The sequence below is a fragment of the Cellulosimicrobium cellulans genome (genome assembly GCF_042723955.1).
Lineage (GTDB): Bacteria > Actinomycetota > Actinomycetes > Actinomycetales > Cellulomonadaceae > Cellulosimicrobium > Cellulosimicrobium cellulans_H.
In genome coordinates, this window is sequence record NZ_JBHXIC010000056.1 from 1 (window position 1) to 22,585 (window position 22,585).

The following is a 22,585-nucleotide window of genomic DNA, read 5'->3' on the forward strand; positions in this document are numbered from 1 at the left end:
ACCTCGATGCGCCGCGCCGCGAACGTCGTGGCGTCGACCACGGGCACGGAGAACTCGTCGTGGGGGGGGGGTGGGGAAGCCCCCCCCGCGGGCGCCGGCGACCCCCAGCGCCCGCCCGCGGCCCCCCGGGCGGGGGGGCGCCCCTTGATCTGGGGCGCCGCGACGGGGGGCCCCCCCCGGCCCCCTAGCTCGCGGGGCGCCGCGCGCTCGTGCTCGCGGAAGACCGACCAGTAGCCGTCGTCGTACTCCTCGACGAGCTGGAACGTCCAGCGCCCGGGCACGACGTTGCGCCCGACGAGGTCGGTCGCGATCCGGTCGGCGACCTCCGCGTGCCCCACCGCCCGGAGCTTCTCGACCGCCTCGCCGAGCGCGAGGTCGGCCTCCCCGGTGAGCTGGTGGAACGTGTACAGGTGCCCGCGCGCCCGCTCGGTCGTCTCGAGCGCCTCGCTCAGCGCGCCGAGCGCCTCGACGGTCGCGTCGCTCACGCCCGGCGGGGTCGTCCGCGTGGGCAGGTCGGCAGGGTTCGGGGGCGTCTGCTCGCTCACGCGCCCACGCTAGGTTCGGGCGCACCCGCCCGCACCCTGCCGGGCCCGAGGGCCACGCGCCGAGGCCCGGCCGGCGCCGCGCGCGTCGGCGGGCTGTGACAGGGTTGACCAGCCACCCCCGACCGAGGACACCGCTGCGCCCATGCCCCAGACCGCACCTGTACCGACCGTCACGACCGAGGCCACCCCGAGCCAGCGACCCCACCGGGCGGCGCGGCTCGAGGACCGGTGGCGCGCCGTCGTCTCCCGCTTCCAGAAGGCGCGCGGGTGGCGCCCGCGCGTCGAGCCGTTCGCCGGGTACGGCAGCCCCCGACGCGTCCGCGTCCTGGGGCGCGTGCTCCTCGCGAGCCCCGCGTTCGACCCCGCGCTGCACGAGCGCGAGTCCGCGGACCGCCGCGGCTGGCGGTACTTCTTCACCGCCCCGGCCCCGCGGGAGGAGGTCCGGGTCCACGTGGGCAGCACGACGGTCGACCTCGTGTCCGACCGCGGCGGCTACCTCGACGCGACGATCGACGTCGCGCTCGCACCCGGCTGGCACGACGTGACGTTCCGCCCCTCCTCGGGCGCGGTCGCGAAGGGCCGCGTGTTCGTCGTGGCCGACGGGCGCCGGCTCGGCGTCGTGTCCGACATCGACGACACCGCGATGGTGACCGCCGTCCCCCGCCCGTTCATCGCGGCGTGGAACACGTTCGTGCGGCACTCGAGCGCGCGCGTGCCCGTGCCGGGGATGGCCGCCCTCTACCGCGGGATCGCCACGGAACGCCCCGGCACGCCGTTCGTCTACGTCTCGACGGGCGCCTGGAACACCGCCGCGAACCTGCGGCGGTTCCTCCAGCGGCACGGGTTCCCGCCCGGCCCGCTCCTGCTCACGGACTGGGGCCCGACGAACACCGGCTGGTTCCGCAGCGGCCCCGAGCACAAGGACACCTCGCTCGACCGTCTCTTCCGCGAGCTCCCCGACGTCGACTGGCTGCTCGTGGGCGACGACGGCCAGCACGACCCCGAGATCTACGCGCGTGCCGCGCGGCGGTACCCGGACCACGTCGCCGCCGTCGCGATCCGCGAGCTGACGCCCGCGCAGCAGGTCCTCGCCCACGGCTCCCCGCTGCCCACGCCGGGCAGCCTCCCGGGCGAGGTCGGCAGCGGCGTCCCGACGGCGTTCGGCCCCGACGGCGACGCGCTCACCCGTGCCCTCGCCCGGGCCCTGCACCGCTGACCGGCCTACCCTCGACGTATGAGCACCGGTCCGGTCCGCCGCAGCACCGAGGCGCTCGGCGACGACGCGGTGACCGCCGCCACGGGGAAGCCGCGCGCGGCATGGTTCGCGCTCCTCGACGCGGAGGACGCCGCCGCGTGGTCCCACCGGGACATCGCGACGTGGCTCGTGGAGAGACAGGGCGTCGACGGGTGGTGGGCGCAGTCGCTCACCGTCGCCTACGAGCAGGAGCGCGGCCTGCGCGCCCCCGGCCAGCGCGCGGACGGCACGTACGAGGTGAGCCCGAGCCGGTCCGTCGGGGGAACGCTCGACCAGGTCCGCGGCCTGCTCCTCGACGACGACGCCCGGGCGCGCTGGCTCGACGGCGCGCTCGCGGAGGTGAGGGCCGGGGAGCGCAGCGTGGTCGTGGGCGCGACGCCGCGGACGATCGCGCTCGCCTGGCCTCCCGGCGCCGTCGGTGCGCCCGCCGACCGGCCCGGCCGCGTCGCGCTCACGCTCTACCAGGCGCGCGCGGCCGACGGCTCCCCGTCCGGCAAGGTGCGCGTCGCCGCGGTCGTCCGCGGACTGCGCTCGCCCGACGACGTCGCTCCCCTCAAGGCGTTCTGGTCCGCCCGCCTCGCAGCGTTCGCCACGCTGGTCGCCGAGCGCGTCACGTAGCGGCGGCAGCTGGTCCGACCTCGGGCGGAACCTTTCGGGCTCCCGCTGCGTGCTGAGGGGGTGACGATCTCGACGAGGACCACGCACATGGCCGGGGACGACCCGCCACGACCGGCCGCCTGGGTCGACCGCGACCTGCACCTGGTCACCGACGCGGGCCACGCCGAGGAGTTCGTGGCGTTCGTCGAGACCGCCAAGGACCCGCTCTACCGGCTCGCGTACCTCCTCTCGGGTGACCATCACCGCGCGGAGGAGCTCACGCAGCAGACCTTCGAGCGCACGTGGCGCTCGTGGCGGCGCGCGCGGCAGGGCGACCCGCTCGCGTACGCCCGCACGATCCTCGCCAACCTGCGTGTCGACACCTGGCGGCGCACGCGCCGCGAGGTGCTCACCGGCCTCGACCACGACGCACGTCGGCACGCGCCCGACGCGACCGGGCTGGTCCACGACCGCGACGTCGTCGTGCCTGCGCTCCTCACGCTCCCGCTGAAGCAGCGCCGGGTCGTGGTGCTGCGGCACCTGCTCGACCTCTCGGAGGCGGAGGTGTCGCGCGAGCTCGGCGTCCCCGTCGGGACCGTGAAGTCCACGGCCTCCCGCGCCCTCGCCCGCCTGCGCACGACCCTCACCGACGCTCTCGCCGGCACGGACCCCCGTGCCGGCTCACCGGCCCCCCGCACCGAAGGAGACCGATCGTGACCGACCACGACGACGCGGCGTTCGCCGCCGGGCTGCGCGCCGCCGTCGCGCCCGACCACCTGCACTCCACGCTCGACGCCCACCGTGTCCTGACCTCGTCGCGCCGCGCGCAGCGCCGCCGCCGGACGGCGGCGCTCTCCGCGACCGCCGGCTGTGCCGCAGCGGTCGGGCTGCTCGCGGGGCCGCTCTCCCCCCGGACGGGTGCCGACGACGCGCCCCCGGCCGCGGCGTCGGGCAGCACCGGTGCGGCGGGGGTGGTCGAGGTCGCCCCGGGCGTCACCGCGGCCACGGACCCGCGCGTCCACGACCGGGCGGGCGGCGGGATCGTCGTGGACCTGGGCCTGCCGACCTGGGAGCCCGGGACGCGGTTCCTCCTCACGGTCGAGCCGGGTGCCGTCGACCTGCCGCTGCGGGTCTGGGCCGGCGACGACGCCGACCTCGAGACCTTGCTGTCCGGTGCGGACCTGCCCGAAGGTCCCGTGGCCGAGTCGCGAGGTGACCTCGCCCTCGTGACCGGCCCGGACGGCAGCGACCAGCTCGCCGCCGGACTCGTGTCGGACCCCGGCACGACCGAGGACCCGACGGTCGCGACCATCGTGGCGCGGGAGACGTTGCGCGGCCCGGGGGGCGAGGCGCGCGCGACCCTCGACCTACCCGTCTCGCCGCTCGCCGCCGGGTCGTGGGGCGGCGTCTTCGCGATGCGGGTCGCCGCGGACGCGCGGACCGACCTCCCCGCTCCGGCCGTCCGCGGGGTCTTCGTGCGCGACGAGTACGGCAGGAACACCGTGTACGGCGGCTGCGACACCGACCCCGACCCCGAGGCGTGCGCGACGGTCTGGGACGCGGCGGAGGGCTCCCGGGCGGCCGCGACGCGCAGCAGCACGCTGTCCGCGGACGACGCCGCCCTCCAGGCCTTCGCCGACGACTACGTGGCGAACGACATCTGGGCCAGCCCGGGCGACTTCGTCGCCACCTGCCGGGACGAGCGACGTGCGCTCGACGCGGCGAGGGGCATCACCCGGGACGACGAGGACGGCCTCACTTGGCAGTGCGAGGCGGACGACATGGTCGACTGGCTCCGCTGGGCGGACGCGCCGACCCCGTGACCCTCCGGCGCGCCGGGGTGCCGCGCGTCGTCGCGGGTGATTGCCTGAGGGAATGACGACGCCCGAGCTGCCCTTCCCCACGCCCGACCCCGAGCCCGAGCGGCCGCGGCGGACCTGGCCGTGGATCGTGCTCACGATCGTCGCCGTGGTGGTGATCGGTGTCGTCGTGTGGCTCGTCAACCGCCCGACGGCCGATGCTCCCGCGGCGGAGACCCCGACGGCGACGGAGTCCCCGGACCCGTCACCGACGGACACGGGCACGCCGACCGACGACACGTCGACGCCCGCCGCCGAGGGGTGCCCCGCGGCGGGCGACGGCGTACCCGCGGGGGCGGGCACGCACGAGATCGTCGACGTGGACGGCGACGGACGCCCGGACACCGCGTGGCTGACCGGCGGCGCGGACCGCGCGTTCGGGATCACGACCGCGTCGGGTGCGACGTTCTCCGCGCCGATCGAGTCCGCGAGCCCCGTCGCGGCGAGCGCGATCGTCCAGCTCGTCGCCGCGGGTGACGCCACCGCGCCGATCGCCCTCGTCGACACGGGCCGCGAGGTGCTGCTGTTCTCCGCGGCCGACTGCGCCGTGACCCCGACGCAGAACGCCCAGGGCGAGCAGTACACGTTCGACAAGGGCTTCACCGGGTTCGGCACCGGCGTCGGCTGCACGGAGGTCGACGGGGAGCTGCACCTCGCGGGCCTGAACGCCGTGTCCGACGACGGCACGTCCTTCACCGTGTCCCGCACCTTCGTCGACCTCGACGCGGGCGCGCAGACGGCGACGAACGGCGAGGAGGAGACGGTCGCGCAGGACGCCGCCGCGGACGACCCGGTCGTCACGACGGCCCAGGAGACCACCTGCGGCGACCTGATCGCCGGCCAGGACGGCCCGGTCGAGCCCCAGTGATCTCGCCGAGCACGACGTTGCGGTCGTTATCGCACTGATAACGACCGCAATGTCGTGCTCGACGGGGAGTGGTGTCGTGTTCGGCGGGGTGTGCCGCGCCTCGGCCAGTCGCTACCCGCGGCCGCAGGTGCGGCACGTGCCGCGGCGGCGGAGCCAGTAGGCGTAGGTCGCGGCGCCGAGTGCGAGGGACCACACCGGCCACAGGAACGTCGGGCCGACGGCGCCCCACGAGTCCGCGGTCAGCGCCAGCCGGCTCTCGCCGAGCCCGATGACGATGAGCGAGAGCCCGGCGGGGAGCACCGCGACCGCCACGATCGTCGCAGGGACGACCGCCAGCCCGACCGGGACCCTGCGCCCCGCGAGCCCGACCATCCACCGGGGGAAGACCTCGCCCCAGCGCTGGAACAGGCCGAGCGTGAGCACCGCGCCGACGAGCGCGAAACCGCCCAGCCCGAGCGCCGCGACCCAGCCGTCGTCCCCGGCGAGCCGTGCGACGTCGTCGGGCGAGAAGCCGAGCGGGATGCCGAGGACCCAGGCGATGCGCGTCACCGCGTAGAACGCGGGGATCGCGGCGGCGACGAGCGCGGCCGTCCGGCCCCAGCGCGCCGCAGCGGCGGGTGTCGTCCAGGCGGGGTCGTGACCGTCGTGCCGCCGCCCGCACGACGCGCACGCGCCGACCCCGCGGCGCACGAACCGCCACGTCGAGGCGACGAGCAGGGCCGCGCCGGCCAGGAGCGCGAGCTGCGTCAGCGGGCCCGGGCCCAGGAAGTCCTCGAACGCCGCCCGGATCACGGGGTCGAACGGCGCCATCACGAGCGTGACCGGCAGGTACCCGAGCCGCGCCAGGATGGACGCGTCGGTGAGGGCGAGCACCCCGCCCGCGACGATCGCGGTCGCCCCGACGGTCAGCGCGCGGTCGGCCCGGGCGACGGGGCCGTGCCGAGCCCCGAGCCACGCCCGCAGCGCGGTCGCCGCGCCGACGAGCGCGAGGACCGCGACCCAGGGCGTGAGCGTCGCGCCCGCGACCCCGCTCAGCGCGCCGAACGACAGGTCGTTCGCGTCGCCCACCGCGAGCGTGCCGCCGGTCAGGGTCACGACGAGCGCGGCGAGCCCTCCGACGGCCCACCACGCGGCGGCGGTCGGGGCGATCCACCGGCCGCGGGCGGCGTGCGCCCCGGGGCCGGGCGGCGCACCGGCGAGAGACCCGACGGCGACCGTGCGCGGGCCGGAAGGTGCGGCAGGGGACGGGGGCGGGGTTCGTGTGCTCATGGCTCGACCCTCGCGCCCGCCGTCGCGCGCCGGATCCCCCGGGGCGACGACGTCGCTCCCCCGCACGGGGGATCAGTCGCGCGCGGGACCGCGACGCAGTGCCCGGAGCGCGCCCGTGGACCACAGCGCCCACGCCACGAGGACGGGCTGGAAGAACAGGCGCACGAACCGCTTGGCGTCGGTGTCGAGGCCGAACCCGTCCTTGCCCTCGAGCCACTGGCCGACGTTGCCCGGGAAGATCACGACGAAGAACGCCGCGGCGACCAGGCCCACGGCGACCCGCCAGCGGGACAGCACCACGAGCGAGCCGCCCAGCGCGATCTCGACGGCCCCCGAGGCGAGGACCGTGACGTCCTCGTCGACCGGGAACCAGGACGGCACCTGGGCCTGGAACTCCTCCCGCGCGACCGTGAGGTGGCTGACGCCCGCACCCACGAGGGCGAGCCCGAGGGCGACGCGGGCGAGCGTCGCGACGGGCGGGACGGGCGGTGCGGGGCGGGTGAGCACGGAGAGGTCCATGGCGCGATCGTCGCACCGCGCCGGGGCACCCGCAGCGCTGCGCGCCGGTCCGCCCGTCAGCCGGCCCGCACGAACCCGGACTCGTACGCGCGGACGACGGCCTGGGTGCGGTCGCGCACCCCGAGCTTGGCGAGCACGTTGCCCACGTGCGTGCGCACCGTCTCGACGCCGAGGTAGAGCCGGGCCGCGATCTCCGCGTTCGACAGGCCCTGCGCGACGAGCCGCAGCACCTCGCCCTCGCGCTCGGTGAGGTGCGCGGCGCGCAGCTCGTCGCCCGCGGGTGGACGGGCCGTCGCGAGGCGTCGCACCGCGTCGGGGAACAGCAGCGACTCGCCGCGCGCCACGACCCGCACGGCCTGCGCGACCTCCTCGGGCCGCGCGCGCTTGAGCAGGAACCCGTGCGCGCCCGCCCGCAGCGCGTCGAGCACGTGGTCGTCGTTCTCGAACGTCGTGAGGACGAGCACGCGCGGCGCGTCGTCGCGCGCGAGGAGGGCGCGCGTCGCCGCGATGCCGTCGACGCGCGGCATGCGCACGTCCATGAGCACGACGTCGGGGCGCGCCCGCGCGACGACCCCCGGCACCTCCGCGCCGTCCCCCGCCTCGCCGACGACCTCGAGGTCCGGCTCCGCGCCGAGGATGACGCGCAGCCCCGCGCGCACGAGCGGCTCGTCGTCCACGAGTACCACGCGCGTCGTCCTGTCCGTCATCCGCCCGATCCTGCCAGCGGGAACGTCGCGCGCACGACCCACGCGCCGCCGTCGGGCGTGGGACCCGCCGCGACGTCCCCGCGCAGCAGGTGGGCCCGCTCCCGCATGCCGGCGAGGCCGCGACCCGCACGGCCGGGACCGTCGGGTGCCCGACGACGCGTGCCCGGCCCGAGCGGGTTGCGCACGTCGACGACGAGCGCGCCGACCGGACCCCGTGCCACAGCGACGGCGACCGGCTCGCCCGGGGCGTGGCGGAGCGCGTTCGTGAGCGCCTCCTGGACCACCCGGTACGCCTCCTGGGACACCGCGCGCGGCACGTCCGGCAGCATGGCGTCGTCCTGCGCGAGGCGCACCGCGACGCCCGTGCGGCGTGCGTCGTCGAGCAGGGCGTCGAGGTCGGCGAGGGTGCGCGCCGGGCTGCGCACGGGCGCCCGCTCGCCCGCCTCGGCCGGCGACGCCTCCGCGCGGAGCAGCCCGAGGACGTGGTCGAGGTCCGCCATCGCGGTGCGGCCCGTCTCCTCGATCGCGGCGAGCGCGGCGAGCGCGGCGGCGCGGTCGGCGTCGAGGAGGCGGGCGGCCGCGGCGGCCTGGAGGGTCGTGACGGTCAGGGCGTGCCCCACCGAGTCGTGGAGCTCGCGCGCGAGCCGGCCCCGCTCCGCGGCGCGGTCGGCCGCGGCCTCGAGCTCGGCGATGCGCTCCGACTGGTCGGGGCCGAGGAGCGGGAGGGCCGCCTGCCGGAGCACCGCGCGCGCGAGCGCGACCGCGTACGGGACGGCGAGCAGCGCGAGCACCGCGGTGACCAGCCACGTCCACGCGGGCAGCGCCTCCCACGGGCGCCAGTCCGTGAGGAGCACCGGCTCGACCCCCGTCGCCGAGAGGACGAGCTGCGTCGCGACCGGGACGAGGAACAGCACCACGACGAGCACCGCGGCACCGAGCGCGAGGTGCAGCCCGTACCAGGCGGCGGCGCGCCAGCGCGTGGCCGCACCGGGCGGGGTCGCCCCGGGCGCGGGCAGGGGCACGTCGACGTCGAGGAACGTCCGCACGGCCGCGATCTCGAGCGCGCGGACGGGGGCGAGGAACGGCGGCGTGGCCACGAGGACCGCGGAGACGAGCGCGAGGACGAGGGTCGCGACGCGCGGCGTCTGCAGCGAGGCGAACATCTGCACGAACCCGGCGACGAGCGTCACGTACGCGCCGGCGACCACGCCCCCGACCACGAGGTAGACCCCGGCCCGCACCGTCGCCGCGCTGCGCAGCGGTGCGACGACCCGCTCCCACGCCCCCCGCCGCGGCGCGCTCGCCGGACGGGCCGGGCGGGCGTCGTCGTACGTCATGGGGCCCAGTCTCGCGGGGCCCGGCACGGCGCGCCTCCCCCGGCCGGGGGACCGCACGCCCGTCCCCGCGCGCACCCGACCGACCGCTGGTCCAATGGGCGCATGATCGGGTTCTGGTGGGGCCTCGTCGGGGCATCGTCGCTGCTCCTCGGGGCCGCGCTGGTCTTCTGGCGGCCGCCGGGCCAGCGGCTCGTCGGCCTCATCATGGCGTTCGGCTCGGGCGTCCTCATCAGCGCGGTCGCGTACGACCTCGTGGAGGACGCGTCCACGCACGCGAGCGGCCTCGTGCTGCTCGCGGGCCTCGCGGGCGGCGCGCTGACGTTCTTCGTCGGCGACCGGATCATCGACCGGATGGGCGGCGAGGGCCGCAAGCGGTCCACGGGCGTGCAGGCGGAGTCCGTCCAGGCGGCGGGCGGGACCGGCGGTGCCGCGATCGCGCTCGGCACGGTGCTCGACGGCATCCCCGAGTCGGTCGTGCTCGGCGCGACGCTCATCGGGGGCGGCGGGGTGAGCGTCGCGATGCTCGCCGCCGTGTTCGTCTCGAACCTGCCCGAGGCGATGTCCGCGACGTCGGGCCTGCTCAAGGCGGGCACGAAGCCGTCACGGCTCTGGGTGCTGTGGGGGTCCACGACCCTGGTCTCGGCGCTCGCGGCCGGGATCGGCTACGTCGCGCTCGACGGTGCGTCGCCCGCGGTCGTGGCGGTCACGCAGGCGTTCGCCGCGGGGGCGTTGCTCACCATGCTCGTCGACACGATGATCCCGGAGGCGACGGAGTTCGGCGGCCCGGTCACCGGGCTCGTCACGGTGCTGGGCTTCGCGACGGCGTTCGGGCTGAGCTCGCTCTGAGCGTCAGGCCGCGAGGTCCTGGCCGCTCATGCGGTGGATCGACGCCATGACCTCGTCCGTGAGCTCGCGCCGTGCCTGCGCGGGCTTGGTACCCGCGGTGATCTGGCGCTGCGGGTCGATGGGCTTGCCGAAGTGCACCTGCACGCGGTGCAGGCGCGGGATCCGCTTGCCGATGGGCTGGACCTTGTCCGTGCCGCGCACGGCGACGGGGACGACCGGGGCGTGCCCCGCGAGCGCGAGCCACGCCACGCCGGTGCGGCCGGCGTGCAGCTTGCCGTCGCGCGAGCGCGTGCCCTCGGGGTAGATGCCGAACGCGCCGCCGCGCTGGAGCACCTCGAGGGCGTCCTCGAGCGAGCGCTGCCCCGCACGCGGGTCGTCGCGCTGGACGGGGATCATGCCGATCGTCGTGAAGAACCAGCGCGACAGGCGGCCCTTGAGCCCCCGGCCGGTGAAGTACTCGGCCTTGGCGAGGAACGTGACGTGCCGCGGCGCGACGATCGGGATGAGGATCGAGTCGATGAACGACAGGTGGTTGCTCGCGAGGATGACCGCCCCGTTGCGCGGGATGTTGTTGCGTCCGGTCACCTGTGGCCGCAGCAGCACGTAGGCGAGCAGCGACAGGATCAGCCTCAGGACGCGATAGGTCATTCGTTCATTGTGCACTCTCGTCGGCGCACGTCCGTGCACGCGGCGTTCGTCCCCGGTGTCCCCGCAGGTCGCCCCGCGTCACCTCCGGTTCACGCGTCCCGGCGTGCCTCCGCCGACGCGACGCGCCGCGCGCGGCCGCGGCGCGTCAGCGCGTAGAGGGCCAGGATGACGACCACCAGGCCGGCGGTGGACAGGAGCTGGGCGCGCGCGGCGTCGTCGGTCAGCATGAGGACGGCCAGCGCCGCGAGACCTGCGAGCACGGCCCACGTGAGCCACGGGAAGCCCCACATGCGCAGCGTCATCGGCTCGCCCGACGCGCGCGCCTGCGCCTCGATCCGGCGGCGCAGCCGGAGCTGCGACACCGCCACGAGCACCCACACGACGAGCAGGGCCGCGCCCACCGCGTTGAGCAGGATGCCGAGCAGCGCCTCGGGCAGGAGCCAGTTGAGCCCGACGGCGACGAGCGCGAAGAACACCGACACGAGCACCGAGACCCACGGCACGTCGCGGCCGGACACGCGCCGCAGCGCCCGCGGCCCGTCGCCGCGCCCGGCGAGCGAGTACGCCATGCGTGACGTCCCGTAGACGTTCGCGTTGAACGCCGACAGGAGCGCGATCACCACGACCACCTCCATGACGCGTGCCGCCCCCTGGAGCCCGGCGAGGTCGAGCACGGCGACGAACGGGCTCTCCGCGAGCAGCGGCGAGTCCCACGGCAGGACGAGCACCATGATCGCGACCGAGCCCAGGTAGAACACGAGGATCCGCCACACGATGCTGCGGGTCGCGCGCGCGACGGCGGTGCGCGGCTCGCGCGCCTCCGCCGCCGCGATGGTGACGATCTCGATGCCGCCGAACGCGAAGACGACGACGAGCAGCCCCGCGGCGATCCCGCCCCAGCCCTCGGGCGCGAAGCCGCCGTGGCCGAGGAGGTTCGACGTGCCGACGGGGTCGGTCCCGGGCAGCAGCCCGAGGACCAGCAGGACGCCGACGACGAGGAACCCGACGATCGCCGCGACCTTGACGAACGCGAACCAGAACTCGAGCTCGCCGAACTGCCGCACGCCCCACAGGTTGATCACCGCGAACACGACGACCACGACGAGCGCGACGCCCCACTGCGGCACGTCCGGGTACCAGCCGGTGACGATGCGCGCGGCGCCGGTGATCTCCGCGCCGAGCACCATCACGAGCATGAACCAGTAGAGCCAGCCCAGCAGGAACCCGGCCCACGGCCCGAGCGCCTCCTCCGCGTAGACGGAGAACGACCCGCTCGCGGGCCGCGCGCTCGCCATCTCGGCGAGCATCCGCATGACGAGGATGACGACGACGCCCGCGATCGCGTACGACACGAGCACGGCGGGGCCGGCGGTGGCGATCCCGACGCCCGAGCCGAGGAACAGGCCCGCCCCGATCGCGGAGCCGAGCCCCATCATCGTCAGGTGCCGCGTCCGCAGCCCGGTGCCGAGGTGGTCGGAGGTCGGGCTCTCGGCCGGTGCCCGGCTCGCGGTCGGTGCCGGGGGCTCGGGCGTGGGGGTGCTCATGGTGCGGTCCTGCGGTCGGGGTGCCGGCGTCGTGCTCGACGCCGACCCACGACGCTACACGTCGCGGGCACGACGGCGCCCCGCACCCGGCGCGAGGGGGTCGCTCGGGTGCGGGGCGGCGTCGGGCACGACGCTGTGCCTGCGCCTACGGGGTCGCGGTCCGCGGGAGCGGCGCGACGGCGTGGTGCCGCGGTGCGGTGCTCTCGCCGCCGGTCGCCTCGGCGGGCGGTGCGGGCTGCGGCGTGGCGTCGGTGCTGCGGTCGGCCGGTCGGCCGTCGCGGTCCTGGCCGTCGCCCGGGGCGGCCGGGGTCACCGGCTCGGGAGGCGTCGCGTCGCCGGCGACGGGGCGTCGGGTCGAGCCGTTGAGGACGCCGTCGTCCTCGAGGTCGTCGAGGTCGTCCTCGTCCACGGAGCTCGCGCCGTGCTCCGCGCCGGCGGCGAACACGGACGGGTCAGGCGGGTTGCCGAGCTTGACGTGGTTGAACAGCAGGTTGAGCAGGATCGCCATGACCGCGGCGGAGCTGATGCCCGAGTGGAAGATGATGCCGAACCACGTGGGGAACTGGTCGTAGAAGTCGGGCTTGGCGATGGGGATCATGCCGAACGAGATCGACGCCGCCACGATGATGAGGTTCATCGGCCGGGAGTAGTCGACCTTCGCGAGCGTGCGGATGCCCGACGCGGCGACCGAGCCGAACAGCACGACGCCCGCGCCGCCGAGGACCGGCGTCGGGACCGCGGCCACGACGCGCCCCAGGACCGGCAGCAGGCCGAGGACCACGAGGATCGCGCCGCCCGCCGCGACGACGAACCGGGACTTCACGCCCGTGATGGCCACGAGCCCGACGTTCTGCGCGAACGCCGACTGCGTGAACGAGCCGAAGAACGGCGAGACGACGGACGAGGCCATGTCGGCGCGCAGGCCGTTCGCGATGCGCTTGCGGTCCACCTTGGTGTCGACGATCTCGCCCACGGCGATGATGTCCGCCGTCGTCTCGGTGAGGGTCACGAGGATGACGATGAGCATCGAGATGATCGCGGCGATCTCGAACGTCGGGGCGCCGAAGCCGAGGAAGGACGGGAACGCGGCGACCGGGCCGTCGCCGACGCCGGAGAAGTCCGCCTTGCCGAGCGCGAGCGCGATGAGGGTGCCGACGACGATCGCGATGAGGATGGACAGGCGCGAGATCGTGCCGCTGCCCACCTTCGACAGCAGGATGACGATCGCGAACGTCAGCGCGGCGAGGCCGATGTTGCTCACCGAGCCGTAGTCGGGCGCGCTCGCGTTGCCGCCCATCGCCCAGTTGGCCGCGACGGGCATGAGCGTCAGGCCAATCGTCGTGATGACGACGCCCGTGACGACCGGGGGGAAGAACCGGATGATCTGCGCGAAGAACGGCGTGATGAGCAGGCCGATCGCCGACGCGACGAGCACGGCCCCCAGCACCCCGGGGATGCCTCCCCCGCCGTTGACGATCGCGACCATCGTCGACACGCCCGCGAACGACACGCCCTGCACGAGCGGGAGCTGCGACCCGAAGAACGGGATGCCGAGCGTCTGGAGGATCGTCGCGAGGCCGCCCATGAAGAGGGACGCCGCGACGAGCGTCCCGATCTCGGCCCCGGTCAGCCCGGCGGCGCCGCCCACGATGAGCGGCGGCGCGATGATGCCGCCGTACATCGTGAGCACGTGCTGGAACCCGTACCCGAACGTCGACCCGATGGGCAGCCGCTCGTCCTCGGGGCGTACCGGACGGCGTTCTGCGCCGTCCGTCGCCCTCGTGGCTCGCGCGTTCATAGCGGACCTCCTCGTCAGCTATCGTTCCGCTTGGCGGAAAACTACTTCCACTATTCGAACGCCAAGTGTGACGCGTGTCAAGTCCCTCTCGGCAACTCGCACGTGGCCTGCGACGACGGACCGGTCGGCGAGGGACGGTCAGCGCCGGCCCGTCCGGCCCGCGGCGCGCGCACCGGACGGAGTAGGTTCGGGCGGGTGAGCCGGTCGGTGCGCCGGTCGAGGGTCTCGACGCTCAGGACGGGTGGTGGCATGGCGCAGCAGTCGCCGGTCCCGGGCGTGGACCGCGGGCGCCTGGTCGGGCTGGCCTTCCGGCTGCTCGGGACGGTCGCGGACGCCGAGGACGCGGTCCAGGAGGCGTTCGTCCGCTGGTACCGGCTCGACGACGCGGCGCGCGAGGCCGTCGCACGCCCGGCCGGGTGGTTCGCGACGACGACCAGCCGGGTGTGCCTGGACGTCCTGAAGAGCGCGTCCCGACGGCACGACCTGTACGTCGGCCCATGGCTGCCCGAGCCGGTCCCGGACGAGCGCTACAGCCTCCGCCCGGCCCAGGAGGACGATCCCGCGGAGCACGCCGAGCGGTCCGACTCCGTGAGCATGGCGCTGCTGACCGTGATGGAGTCGATGACGCCGTCGGAACGGGTGGCCTTCGTGCTGCGCGACGTCTTCGCCTTCCCCGTCGCCGACGTCGCCCAGGTGCTCGACCGCTCGCCCGGAGCCGTTCGGCAGCTCGCGTCGTCCGCACGGGCTCGGGTTCGCGACGAGGGCCGTCCGCTCGGCGTGCCGAGCCGCGCGCTCACAGCGGCGTTCCAGCACGCCGCGGTCACGGGCGACGTCAGCGCGCTGGTGCGGCTGCTGCACCCCGACGTGACGCTCCGGTCCGACGGCGGCGGCATCGCCCGTGCCGCCCTGCGACCCGTGCGCGGAGCGGACAGGGTCGCGCGGTTCGTGATCGGCGTGCTGGCGCGCCAGGACCCGACGACGCTGGTGGTCGGCCGCGGCGGGGACCGCCCGGTCCTCACCTTCGACCGCGACGGAGCGACCAGCGGGGTCGTCGAGCTCGTCGCCCGGGCGGGCACGGTGCGCGAGGTCCTCGTCCAGTGGAACCCGGAGAAGCTCCGCCTGTGGCGGCAGACCTGACGGATCGAGGGTCTGCGTCGTCCATGTGACGAGACCCGTCGACCAGGAGGACCTTCATGCAGGCCATCACCGTGACCGACCCCGACGCCGGGACCGCCGGGATGACGCTCACCGAGCGGCCGGAGCCGCACGCCTCGGAGAACGACGTCGTCGTCCGCGTCCACGCGTCCGGGTTCACCCCGGGCGAGCTGACGTGGCCCGGCACCTGGACCGACCGCGCCGGGCACGACCGCACCCCCAGCATCCCCGGGCACGAGCTCGCCGGGGTCGTCACCGCCCTCGGCTACGGCACGACCGGCCTCACGGTCGGCCAGCGCGTGTTCGGGCTCGCGGACTGGACTCGCGACGGCACGCTCGCCGAGCTCGTCGCCGTCGAGGCGCGCAACCTCGCCCCGCTGCCCGCCGACGTCGACGTCGTCACGGCCGCGAGCCTGCCGATCTCAGGCCTGACGGCCTGGCAGGGACTCTTCGAGCACGGGCGTCTCGAGACCGGGCAGAGCGTCCTGGTGCACGGCGCGGCCGGCGGCGTCGGCTCCGTCGTCGCGCAGCTCGCCCGGGAGGCGGGGGCGTACGTCGTGGGGACGGGACGCACCGCGGACCGGGCCGTCGCGCTCGACCACGGGGCGCACGAGTTCCTCGACCTCGAGGCCGACGACCTCGCCTCCGCCGGGACGGTGGACCTCGTCTTCGACGTCATCGGCGGGGAGGTCGGCGACCGCTCCACCGACCTCGTCCGACCCGGTGGCACCCTCGTCACCATCGCCGCACCGCCCGCGCGCCATCCCGAGGACGGCCGGTCGGTGTTCTTCGTCGTCGAGGCCGACCGCGCCCAGCTCGTGGAGATCGCGGCACGCGTCCGGGCGGGACGGCTGCGCACCCGCATCGGCACCGTCCGACCCCTCGCCGAGGCCGTCGACGCGTTCAACCCCACGGCCCGCACCGCGGGGAAGACGATCATCACCGTGGCCTGACGACTGCGCGCCCCGGCAAATGGGGTGGCCCTCCCCTGCGGCTCTCCGTAGCCTCCGGCGGTGACCACCACGCTGCGCCCCTACCGCCCCACCGACCTCGACGCCATCGCCGGCCTGTCTCTGCGCGCGTGGGAGGACGCCTTCGCCTCGTGGCGCGAGATCCTCGGCGAGCGCCTGTACGGGCTCGCCTACCCCGACTGGCGGCGCAGCCAGGAGGCGGAGGTGCGCGGCGCGTGCGAGAAGCACCCCGCGACGACGGTCGTCGCGGCGCGGGACGGCCGGCTCGTCGGGTTCGCCACCGCGGTGATCGGCGAGCCTCCTGCCGAAGGAGCCCGCGCCGGGGACCTCGAGATCATCGCCGTCGATCCCGACGCGCAGGGCGAGGGCGTCGGGCGGCTCCTCGTGGACGCCGCGCTGCAGCTCCTGCGCGACGCCGGGTGCGCGTACGCCAACGTCTGGACCGGCGGCGACCCGGGCCACGACGCCGCGCGCGCCCTGTACGAGTCGAGCGGCTTCACCGCCCTCCCCGTCGTCCACTACTACCGCGAGCTCTGAGCGCGGCGGGGACGCCCGGCCGTCCCCGCCGGCGCACGTCAGCCCGCGACGAGGCGGCGGGCCGCCGCCGAGTGCTCCGCCGCCAGGGCGCCGAGGTCGAGCCCGGGGATCGCGCCGTCGACCACGCGCCACGCGCCGCCCACCATGACGCGGTCCGCGCGGTCGGCGCCGCACAGCAGGAGCGCGGCGACCGGGTCGTGGGCACCGGAGAAGCGCAGCTCGTCGAGGCGCCACAGCGCGAGGTCCGCCTGCTTGCCGACCGCGAGCACGCCGACGTCGTCCCGGCCCAGGACGCGCGCCGACCCGCGCGTGCCCCAGCCGAGCGCGCGCGTCACGGGGATGTCGGCGCCGTACCTGAGGCGCTGGAGGTAGAGCGCCTGGCGTACCTCGAGGATCATCGTCGACGCGTCGTTCGACGCCGAGCCGTCGACCCCGAGCCCGACGGGCGCGCCCGCGTCCTCCAGCTCCACGGCTCGGGCGATGCCGGACGCGAGGCGCATGTTCGACGTCGGGCAGTGCGCGACGCCGGTGCCCGCGGCCCCCAGGCGGCGCACCTCCTCGTCGTCGAGGTGGATGCCGTGGCCGAGCCACGCGCGGTCCGTGAGCCAGCCGACCGACTCGAGGTAGTCGACCGTGCGCATCCCGAAGCGCTCGCGGCAGAAGTCCTCCTCGTCGATCGTCTCGGCGAGGTGCGTGTGCAGGCGGACGTCGAAGTCCTCCGCGAGCGCCGCGCTCTCGCGCATCGCGTCGGTCGTCACGGAGAACGGCGAGCACGGCGCGAGGGCGATCTGGACCTGCGCCCCGGCGCCCCGCTCGTGGTACGTCTCCACGAGGCGCTGCGAGTCCGTGAGGATCACGTCGAGGCTCTGCACGACCGACTGGGGCGGCAGGCCGCCGTCGTCCTGACCGAGCGTCATGGACCCGCGCGTGAGGGTCGCGCGCATCCCGAGCCGCTTGACCGCGGCGACCTGGAGGTCGATCGCGTCGTCCAGGCCGGCCGGGAAGACGTAGTGGTGGTCGGCCGCCGTCGTGCAGCCGGAGAGCAGCAGCTCGGCGAGCGCGACCGTCGTCGCCAGCTCGTGGTCGCGCGGCGTGAGCCGCGCCCACACCGGGTACAGGCGCTGCAGCCAGGGGAAGAGCGGGGCGTCGGCCACCGGACCCCAGGCGCGCGTGAGCGTCTGGTAGAAGTGGTGGTGCGTGTTGATCAGGCCGGGCGTGAGCACGTGCTGCGAGGCGTCGAACGTCGCGTCGACCGGCGCGGACGGCTCCGCGCCCGCCGCGACGACCTCGGCGACCACCCCGTCCTCGACGACGACCCCGCCACGCGCGTCGGGCGCGTCCGGGGAGTCGTCGGCGGTGAAGACGCCGAGCGGGTCGCGGATCCAGGTGCGGGTGCTGGCTGAAGGGCTGGTCATGGTGCCTCCTGGTGGCTCGCGCTCACCGAGGCGCGGCTCCGGCGCCACGGTGCGCCGGCTCAGTGGTCCTGTCTGCCGATCCAGGTGCCGCGGGACCCGCGGCTGGGCCGACCGTAGGCCGGGCCGCGACGGACCGTCAACCCTGGCGTACGACGACGCGGACCTCCGCCGCGCGCGACCTGCGGTGCTGCGGGATCCTGGGACCCGCCGCCCGCCGACACCCGGAGACCCGCCCGTGAACGTCTACGCCCCGCTCGTCCCGGTGTTCGTCGTCGCGCTGCTCGCGCCGCTGCTCGCGGGCCTCATGCCGGTGCGGTCGCGGGTGCCGCAGGTCGTCGTGCTGCTGCTGGGCGGCATCCTCATCGGACCGTCCGCGCTCGACCTCGCGGCTCCCGACGACGTCACGCTCCTGTCCGACCTCGGCATGGGCTTCCTCTTCCTCCTCGCCGGGTACGAGCTCGAACCGAGCCTCCTGCGCGAGCGCGTGGGGCGACGCGCCGGCGCGGCGTGGCTGACGTCGCTCGTCGTCGGGGCGGTGCTCGTCCTCGTGGTCGTGGGCGACGGCTCTCCGCACCGGGTCGCGGCCGGGGCGATCGCGCTCACGACCACCGCGCTGGGCGTCGTGCTCCCGATTCTGCGCGACGGCGGTCAGCTCGGGTCGCGGCTCGGGCGCACCGTGCTCGTGGTGGGGGCGGTGGGCGAGCTGGGGCCGATCGTCGCGATGGCGGTGCTGCTCGGGACGCGCGAGAGCGGGGTCGCGGCGATCCTGCTCGTCCTGTTCGCCGTCGTCGCGATCGCGCTGTCCGCGCTCCCGGGCCGGCTGGGGCGCATCAAGGCGCTCGGCGGCGACCGCCTCTTCAGCGCCGCGGAGCACGGGACGGGCCAGAGCACGCTGCGCCTCACGGTGCTGCTGCTCGTCACGTTGCTCGCGCTCGCCGCGGGGCTCGGGTTCGACGCGGTGCTCGGCGCGTTCGTCGGCGGCATGGTGCTGCGACGCTGGGCGCCCGGCGACGTCGAGGCGCTGGAGAAGAAGCTCGACGCGGTCGCGTGGGGCGTGTTCGTGCCCGTGTTCTTCGTCAGCTCCGGCATGGGCCTGGACATCGACTCCATCCTCGCGTCGCCGCTGCTGCCGCTGACGTTCTTCGCGCTCATGGTGGTCGTGCGGGGCGGGCCGGTGCTGCTGTGGTTCCGACGGGAGCTGCCCTCGGTAGAACGCGTCCAGAGCGCGCTGTACGCCGCGACCGCCCTGCCGCTGCTCGTCGCCCTCACGGAGATCGCGGTCGAGCAGGGGGCGATGACGTCACGCGTCGGCGCGGCGCTCGTGGGCGCGGGCGTGCTCTCGGTGATCGTGCTCCCCATGGTCGCGAGCCGGCTCGGTCCGCGCCCCACGGAGCCCGGCGACACCGCGGCCCCGCCGACGGAGGAACGCGCCGGCGGATGACTCACCGGGCGAGCGATGCGTCCGTGCGCGAGAGACGCGTCCGGGGACGCAGCGCTCGCACACGGACGCATCGCTGGGCTGCGGACGGCTCAGAAGGTCCACTGCTGGTTGGTGGACCCGTGGCAGTCCCAGATCACGAACCGCTGGCCCTCGTACAGCGGGTTGCCGCCCTCGGCGTCCAGGCACCTGCCCGACTGCGGGTTGCGCAGCGTCTTGGACCCCGCGTCGTAGGACCACTTCTGGGCACCCGTGCCGTTGCAGGTCCACAGCTGGACCGCCGTCCCGTTGGCGGTGCCGCTGCCGCTCACGTCGAGGCACTTGCCGAGCGCGCGGATCGTCCCGTCGCTCCCCCGCGTCCACGACTGCGCGACGTTGCCGTTGCACGGGACGATCTGCACGCGGTTGCCGTCGTGCGTCTGGCCCCACGGGACGTCGAGGCAGTACCCGTTCGCGATCCGGATCGTCCCGGTCCCGGTCGGGAGGCCGCCGCCGGGGTTGCCGGGGTTCGACGTGCCCGACCCGTTGTCGTAGACCCGGACGTAGTCCACCTTCATCTGCTGCGGGAGCTGGGTCGTGCCGTCGGGGTACCCGGGCCACTGCCCGCCGACCGCGACGTTGAGGATGAGGAAGAACGGCTGGTCGAACACCCACGCGTTCGCCCCGACGCTCGCGCGCGTCACGCGGTGGAACTGCTGGCCGTCCACGAACCACGTGATCTCGCCGGGCTTCCAGTCGACGGCGAAGGTGTGGAAGTCGTCGGCGAACGACCAGCCCTGCGGGTGCTGGTACATGCCCGTGATGCCGGCGCCACCCGAGTACCCCGGTCCGTGCACCGTGCCGTGCACGCGGTGCGGCTCGAAGCCGACGTTCTCCATGACGTCGATCTCGCCCGACGTCGGCCAGCCCACCCCGGGGAGGTTGCCGCCGAGCATCCAGAACGCGGGCCAGATCCCCTGGCCGCGCGGGATCTGGATGCGCGCCTCGACGCGCCCGTACTGCGGCTGGTACTTCCCCTGGGTCGTCATGCGCGCGGACGTGTACGTCCCGTCGGCCTCACGACGCGCGGTGATGACCAGGTTGCCCTGGCCGTCGAGCGCCGAGTTCGCGCGGGAGGTCGTGTAGTTCTGGAGCTCCGCGTTGCCCCAACCGCCCGCGCCGGTCTCGTGGTTCCAGCGGGCGGAGCTCGGGGCCGAGCCGGCGGCGCCGTCGAACTCGTCCGACCAGACGAGGTCCCCCGGTGCGGCGGCGGCCGTGGTTGCCGGGACGGTCACGGCGAGTGCCGCCGCCGCGGCCGTGAGCGCGGCGACGACGGCGCCCGCGACCCGGCGGCGCGTGCGGGCGGCGGTGGGGGCCCGGGTCCCGGGTGGGGCCCCGGGCGGGCTGGTGGGCAGGGAGCGCTGACGTGCGAGGTCCATCGATCCTCCAGTCCGGCGGCGGTGCCGCCTGCGTCTCGCCACGGTGCGCGACGTGCTTCGGCGCGACTCTGCACCGGGGCGGGGGCCGTTCCTCGACCCTCCGCCCGCGAACCTACGGGCGCGGTACGCCGCCGAGCAAGCGCTCTCTCGGCGTGTCGTGGGATCGCTCCCACATTGGCCGGGTCGACACCGGGCACGAACGGCCGGCGGCGGTCGGCGCGAGAGCCGTCAGGCCGTCGCCGGGATCGCCGCGTCGAGGATCGCCTCGGCCGCTCGGCGCGCCTGGCGCGCGACGTCGACGTCCTGCGTGATGGCGGCCGTCGTCTGTGCGCCCTCGGCGAGCAGCACGACCTGGAGCGCGACGTCGTCGGGCAGCCCCGCCTCGCGCGCGACGTCGCGCGCGTACCGCTGGAACGACTCCTTGTGCTCGCGCACGGCCGCGGCGACGGCGGGCGACGTGGCGCCGAGCTCGCCGAACGAGTTGATGAACGCGCACCCGCGGAACCCGTCCTCGCGGAACCACGCGTCGAGGAAGTCGAACACCGCGAGCAGGCGGCCGCGGGGCGTGGTCGCGCCGGCCGCCGCACGGGCGATCCCCGCGTCCCACTGCTCGGTCCGGTGCCGCAGCACCGCGACGACGAGGTCGTCCTTGGACGGGAAGAGCGAGTAGATGCGCTTGAGCGACACCCCGGCCTCCGTGCGGACCGCGTCCATGCCCACGGACTGGACCCCCCGCGCGTAGAACAGCCGGTCCGCGGCGGCCACGACCGCCGTGCGTGCGCTCGCGTCGTCGAGCATCGTCATCTCCTGTTCATGTCGCACCACTTGCGGCGAGAACCATCGTTCTCTAGTGTAGCGACCAGCGGGAGAACGCTCGTTCTCCCGATTCCGCGAAGGGAGCACGACCATGGGATACATCACCGTCGGGCAGGAGAACTCCACCGACATCGAGCTGTACTACGAGGACCAGGGCGCCGGGCAGCCGGTCGTCCTCATCCACGGCTACCCCCTCGACGGGCACAGCTGGGAGCTCCAGAAGCGTGAGCTGATCGCCGCCGGCCACCGCGTCATCACCTACGACCGCCGCGGGTTCGGCGCGTCGAGCAAGGTCGGCAGCGGGTACGACTACGACACGTTCGCAGCCGACCTGAGCACCGTCCTCGAGACGCTCGACCTGCGCGACGTGATCCTCGTCGGGTTCTCCATGGGCACGGGCGAGCTCGCCCGCTACGTCCACAACCACGGGCACGAGCGCGTCGCCAAGCTCGCGTTCCTCGCGTCGCTCGAGCCGTTCCTCGTCCAGCGCGACGACAACCCCGAGGGCGTCCCGCAGTCCGTGTTCGACGGGATCGTCGAGGCGGCCCGCGCCGACCGGTACGCCTGGTACACCGACTTCTACAAGAACTTCTACAACCTCGACGAGAACCTCGGGAAGCGCATCAGCGAGGACACGGTGCGCGCGAGCTGGATCACCGCGATCGGGTCCGCGCCCGTCGCCGCGTACGCCGTCGTGCCCACGTGGATCGAGGACTTCCGGGCCGACGTCGAGGCCGTCCGCGCGGCCGGCAAGCCGACGCTCATCCTCCACGGGACCAAGGACAACATTCTCCCGATCGACGCGACCGGGCGCCGCTTCCGCGAGCTCGTGCCGGACGCCGAGTACGTCGAGGTCGAGGGCGCGCCCCACGGCCTGCTCGTCACGCACGCGGCCGAGGTCAACGAGGCGCTGCTCGCCTTCGTCGGGCGCTGACCGACGCGGGGCGGGGGGGCGGTGGGCGGCGCCCCCCCCGCGGCGGCACCGGGCCCACACCCGGGGGGGGTCGGCGGCGGGGGGCCCCCCCCCCGCGGCGGGGGGGGGG

The 22,585-nt window shown here is 75.2% G+C and carries 22 protein-coding genes; 11 read left to right on the plus strand and 11 right to left on the minus strand.

Features of this window, described 5'->3' with window-relative positions; all coding sequences use genetic code 11:
• Positions 1-545 (minus strand): hypothetical protein (locus tag ACFWH7_RS14630; protein ID WP_378217235.1); only part of this gene is annotated, 545 nt, incomplete at its 3' end.
• Positions 546-687: 142 nt separating this feature from the next.
• Here ACFWH7_RS14630 and ACFWH7_RS14635 point away from each other — a divergent pair.
• The 5 genes from ACFWH7_RS14635 (at position 688) to ACFWH7_RS14655 (ending at position 5,124) form a co-directional block, all read left to right on the plus strand.
• The gene (locus ACFWH7_RS14635) at positions 688-1,761 is read left to right on the plus strand and encodes an App1 family protein (protein ID WP_378217236.1); all 1,074 of its coding nucleotides are present in this window, start codon (positions 688-690) and stop codon (positions 1,759-1,761) included.
• An 18-nt stretch (positions 1,762-1,779) separates the two neighbouring features.
• Positions 1,780-2,418 carry a hypothetical protein gene (locus ACFWH7_RS14640; protein ID WP_378217237.1) on the plus strand — a complete coding sequence of 213 codons (639 nt, stop codon included), beginning with the start codon at positions 1,780-1,782 and terminating at the stop codon, positions 2,416-2,418.
• Positions 2,419-2,505: 87 nt separating this feature from the next.
• A complete protein-coding gene (locus tag ACFWH7_RS14645) occupies positions 2,506-3,114 on the plus strand; it encodes a SigE family RNA polymerase sigma factor (protein WP_378217238.1) in 609 nt (202 codons plus the stop codon).
• Positions 3,111-4,220, plus strand: a complete 1,110-nt coding sequence (locus ACFWH7_RS14650; RefSeq protein WP_378217240.1) for a hypothetical protein — start codon at positions 3,111-3,113, stop codon at positions 4,218-4,220. Before ACFWH7_RS14645 ends, ACFWH7_RS14650 begins: the two co-directional genes overlap by 4 nt.
• Before the next feature lie 52 nt (positions 4,221-4,272).
• Positions 4,273-5,124: a hypothetical protein gene (locus tag ACFWH7_RS14655; protein ID WP_378217241.1), complete on the plus strand. Its 852-nt coding sequence runs from the start codon at positions 4,273-4,275 to the stop codon at positions 5,122-5,124.
• A 111-nt stretch (positions 5,125-5,235) separates the two neighbouring features.
• Here ACFWH7_RS14655 and ACFWH7_RS14660 read toward each other — a convergent pair whose 3' ends face one another.
• The 4 genes from ACFWH7_RS14660 to ACFWH7_RS14675 form a co-directional block, all read right to left on the minus strand.
• Positions 5,236-6,393: a hypothetical protein gene (locus tag ACFWH7_RS14660; protein ID WP_378217242.1), complete on the minus strand. Its 1,158-nt coding sequence runs from the start codon at positions 6,391-6,393 to the stop codon at positions 5,236-5,238.
• 72 nt (positions 6,394-6,465) lie between these two features.
• Positions 6,466-6,912 carry a DoxX family protein gene (locus ACFWH7_RS14665; RefSeq protein ID WP_047230996.1) on the minus strand — a complete coding sequence of 149 codons (447 nt, stop codon included), beginning with the start codon at positions 6,910-6,912 and terminating at the stop codon, positions 6,466-6,468.
• 56 nt (positions 6,913-6,968) lie between these two features.
• The gene (locus ACFWH7_RS14670) at positions 6,969-7,619 is read right to left on the minus strand and encodes a response regulator (RefSeq protein ID WP_378217243.1); all 651 of its coding nucleotides are present in this window, start codon (positions 7,617-7,619) and stop codon (positions 6,969-6,971) included.
• Positions 7,616-8,956, minus strand: coding sequence for a sensor histidine kinase (locus tag ACFWH7_RS14675; RefSeq protein WP_378217244.1), 1,341 nt, complete (start codon positions 8,954-8,956; stop codon positions 7,616-7,618). The genes ACFWH7_RS14670 and ACFWH7_RS14675 overlap by 4 nt, the downstream gene beginning before the upstream one ends.
• Positions 8,957-9,058: 102 nt before the next feature.
• Between ACFWH7_RS14675 and ACFWH7_RS14680 the strand changes: the two genes are divergently transcribed.
• Positions 9,059-9,802, plus strand: coding sequence for a ZIP family metal transporter (locus ACFWH7_RS14680; RefSeq protein WP_378217245.1), 744 nt, complete (start codon positions 9,059-9,061; stop codon positions 9,800-9,802).
• 3 nt (positions 9,803-9,805) lie between these two features.
• Here ACFWH7_RS14680 and ACFWH7_RS14685 read toward each other — a convergent pair whose 3' ends face one another.
• The 3 genes from ACFWH7_RS14685 to ACFWH7_RS14695 all read right to left on the minus strand — a co-directional run bounded on the left by ACFWH7_RS14685 (position 9,806) and on the right by ACFWH7_RS14695 (position 13,792).
• Complete coding sequence (locus tag ACFWH7_RS14685; protein ID WP_087470316.1) at positions 9,806-10,450, minus strand: lysophospholipid acyltransferase family protein; 645 nt, start codon at positions 10,448-10,450, stop codon at positions 9,806-9,808.
• Between the two features lie 89 nt (positions 10,451-10,539).
• On the minus strand, positions 10,540-11,994 hold the full coding sequence (locus ACFWH7_RS14690) for an amino acid permease (RefSeq protein WP_378217246.1): 1,455 nt from the start codon (positions 11,992-11,994) through the stop codon (positions 10,540-10,542).
• A gap of 145 nt (positions 11,995-12,139) precedes the next feature.
• The gene (locus ACFWH7_RS14695; RefSeq protein ID WP_378217247.1) at positions 12,140-13,792 is read right to left on the minus strand and encodes a nucleobase:cation symporter-2 family protein; all 1,653 of its coding nucleotides are present in this window, start codon (positions 13,790-13,792) and stop codon (positions 12,140-12,142) included.
• Between the two features lie 249 nt (positions 13,793-14,041).
• On the opposite strand from ACFWH7_RS14695, the gene ACFWH7_RS14700 reads away from it, so the two are divergent.
• The 3 genes from ACFWH7_RS14700 to ACFWH7_RS14710 are packed head-to-tail and all read left to right on the plus strand — an operon-like array spanning position 14,042 to position 16,455.
• On the plus strand, positions 14,042-14,929 hold the full coding sequence (locus ACFWH7_RS14700) for a sigma-70 family RNA polymerase sigma factor (RefSeq protein ID WP_378217249.1): 888 nt from the start codon (positions 14,042-14,044) through the stop codon (positions 14,927-14,929).
• Positions 14,930-14,985: 56 nt separating this feature from the next.
• On the plus strand, positions 14,986-15,900 hold the full coding sequence (locus ACFWH7_RS14705; protein ID WP_378217251.1) for an NADP-dependent oxidoreductase: 915 nt from the start codon (positions 14,986-14,988) through the stop codon (positions 15,898-15,900).
• A 60-nt stretch (positions 15,901-15,960) separates the two neighbouring features.
• Positions 15,961-16,455: a GNAT family N-acetyltransferase gene (locus ACFWH7_RS14710; RefSeq protein ID WP_378217253.1), complete on the plus strand. Its 495-nt coding sequence runs from the start codon at positions 15,961-15,963 to the stop codon at positions 16,453-16,455.
• Between the two features lie 38 nt (positions 16,456-16,493).
• Here ACFWH7_RS14710 and ACFWH7_RS14715 read toward each other — a convergent pair whose 3' ends face one another.
• Positions 16,494-17,870 (minus strand): 8-oxoguanine deaminase, encoded by a 1,377-nt coding sequence (locus ACFWH7_RS14715; protein WP_378217255.1) that lies wholly within the window; start codon positions 17,868-17,870, stop codon positions 16,494-16,496.
• A 235-nt stretch (positions 17,871-18,105) separates the two neighbouring features.
• Here ACFWH7_RS14715 and ACFWH7_RS14720 point away from each other — a divergent pair, with 235 nt between their 5' ends.
• A complete protein-coding gene (locus ACFWH7_RS14720; RefSeq protein ID WP_378217257.1) occupies positions 18,106-19,311 on the plus strand; it encodes a cation:proton antiporter in 1,206 nt (401 codons plus the stop codon).
• 89 nt (positions 19,312-19,400) lie between these two features.
• Here the strand turns inward: ACFWH7_RS14720 and ACFWH7_RS14725 are convergent, their stop codons facing one another.
• Together ACFWH7_RS14725 and ACFWH7_RS14730 are read right to left on the minus strand one after the other, a co-directional pair.
• Positions 19,401-20,726, minus strand: a complete 1,326-nt coding sequence (locus tag ACFWH7_RS14725; RefSeq protein WP_378217259.1) for a ricin-type beta-trefoil lectin domain protein — start codon at positions 20,724-20,726, stop codon at positions 19,401-19,403.
• A 228-nt stretch (positions 20,727-20,954) separates the two neighbouring features.
• Entirely contained in the window at positions 20,955-21,524 is a 570-nt protein-coding gene (locus ACFWH7_RS14730) for a TetR/AcrR family transcriptional regulator (protein ID WP_378217280.1), read from the minus strand.
• 109 nt (positions 21,525-21,633) lie between these two features.
• Between ACFWH7_RS14730 and ACFWH7_RS14735 the strand changes: the two genes are divergently transcribed.
• Positions 21,634-22,476: an alpha/beta fold hydrolase gene (locus ACFWH7_RS14735; RefSeq protein ID WP_378217261.1), complete on the plus strand. Its 843-nt coding sequence runs from the start codon at positions 21,634-21,636 to the stop codon at positions 22,474-22,476.
• The last annotated feature ends 109 nt before the right edge of the window (positions 22,477-22,585 follow it).

Coding starts and splice junctions, on each gene's coding strand:
- ACFWH7_RS14695 (WP_378217247.1), bottom strand. CDS start 13,792: ATGAACGCGCGAGCCACGAGGGCGACGGACGGCGCAGAACGCCGTCCG.
- ACFWH7_RS14705 (WP_378217251.1), top strand. CDS start 14,986: ATGCAGGCCATCACCGTGACCGACCCCGACGCCGGGACCGCCGGGATG.
- ACFWH7_RS14700 (WP_378217249.1), top strand. CDS start 14,042: ATGGCGCAGCAGTCGCCGGTCCCGGGCGTGGACCGCGGGCGCCTGGTC.
- ACFWH7_RS14660 (WP_378217242.1), bottom strand. CDS start 6,393: ATGAGCACACGAACCCCGCCCCCGTCCCCTGCCGCACCTTCCGGCCCG.
- ACFWH7_RS14675 (WP_378217244.1), bottom strand. CDS start 8,956: ATGACGTACGACGACGCCCGCCCGGCCCGTCCGGCGAGCGCGCCGCGG.
- ACFWH7_RS14665 (WP_047230996.1), bottom strand. CDS start 6,912: ATGGACCTCTCCGTGCTCACCCGCCCCGCACCGCCCGTCCCGCCCGTC.
- ACFWH7_RS14640 (WP_378217237.1), top strand. CDS start 1,780: ATGAGCACCGGTCCGGTCCGCCGCAGCACCGAGGCGCTCGGCGACGAC.
- ACFWH7_RS14655 (WP_378217241.1), top strand. CDS start 4,273: ATGACGACGCCCGAGCTGCCCTTCCCCACGCCCGACCCCGAGCCCGAG.
- ACFWH7_RS14690 (WP_378217246.1), bottom strand. CDS start 11,994: ATGAGCACCCCCACGCCCGAGCCCCCGGCACCGACCGCGAGCCGGGCA.
- ACFWH7_RS14635 (WP_378217236.1), top strand. CDS start 688: ATGCCCCAGACCGCACCTGTACCGACCGTCACGACCGAGGCCACCCCG.
- ACFWH7_RS14685 (WP_087470316.1), bottom strand. CDS start 10,450: ATGACCTATCGCGTCCTGAGGCTGATCCTGTCGCTGCTCGCCTACGTG.
- ACFWH7_RS14735 (WP_378217261.1), top strand. CDS start 21,634: ATGGGATACATCACCGTCGGGCAGGAGAACTCCACCGACATCGAGCTG.
- ACFWH7_RS14645 (WP_378217238.1), top strand. CDS start 2,506: ATGGCCGGGGACGACCCGCCACGACCGGCCGCCTGGGTCGACCGCGAC.
- ACFWH7_RS14680 (WP_378217245.1), top strand. CDS start 9,059: ATGATCGGGTTCTGGTGGGGCCTCGTCGGGGCATCGTCGCTGCTCCTC.
- ACFWH7_RS14730 (WP_378217280.1), bottom strand. CDS start 21,524: ATGCTCGACGACGCGAGCGCACGCACGGCGGTCGTGGCCGCCGCGGAC.
- ACFWH7_RS14715 (WP_378217255.1), bottom strand. CDS start 17,870: ATGACCAGCCCTTCAGCCAGCACCCGCACCTGGATCCGCGACCCGCTC.
- ACFWH7_RS14725 (WP_378217259.1), bottom strand. CDS start 20,726: ATGGACCTCGCACGTCAGCGCTCCCTGCCCACCAGCCCGCCCGGGGCC.
- ACFWH7_RS14670 (WP_378217243.1), bottom strand. CDS start 7,619: ATGACGGACAGGACGACGCGCGTGGTACTCGTGGACGACGAGCCGCTC.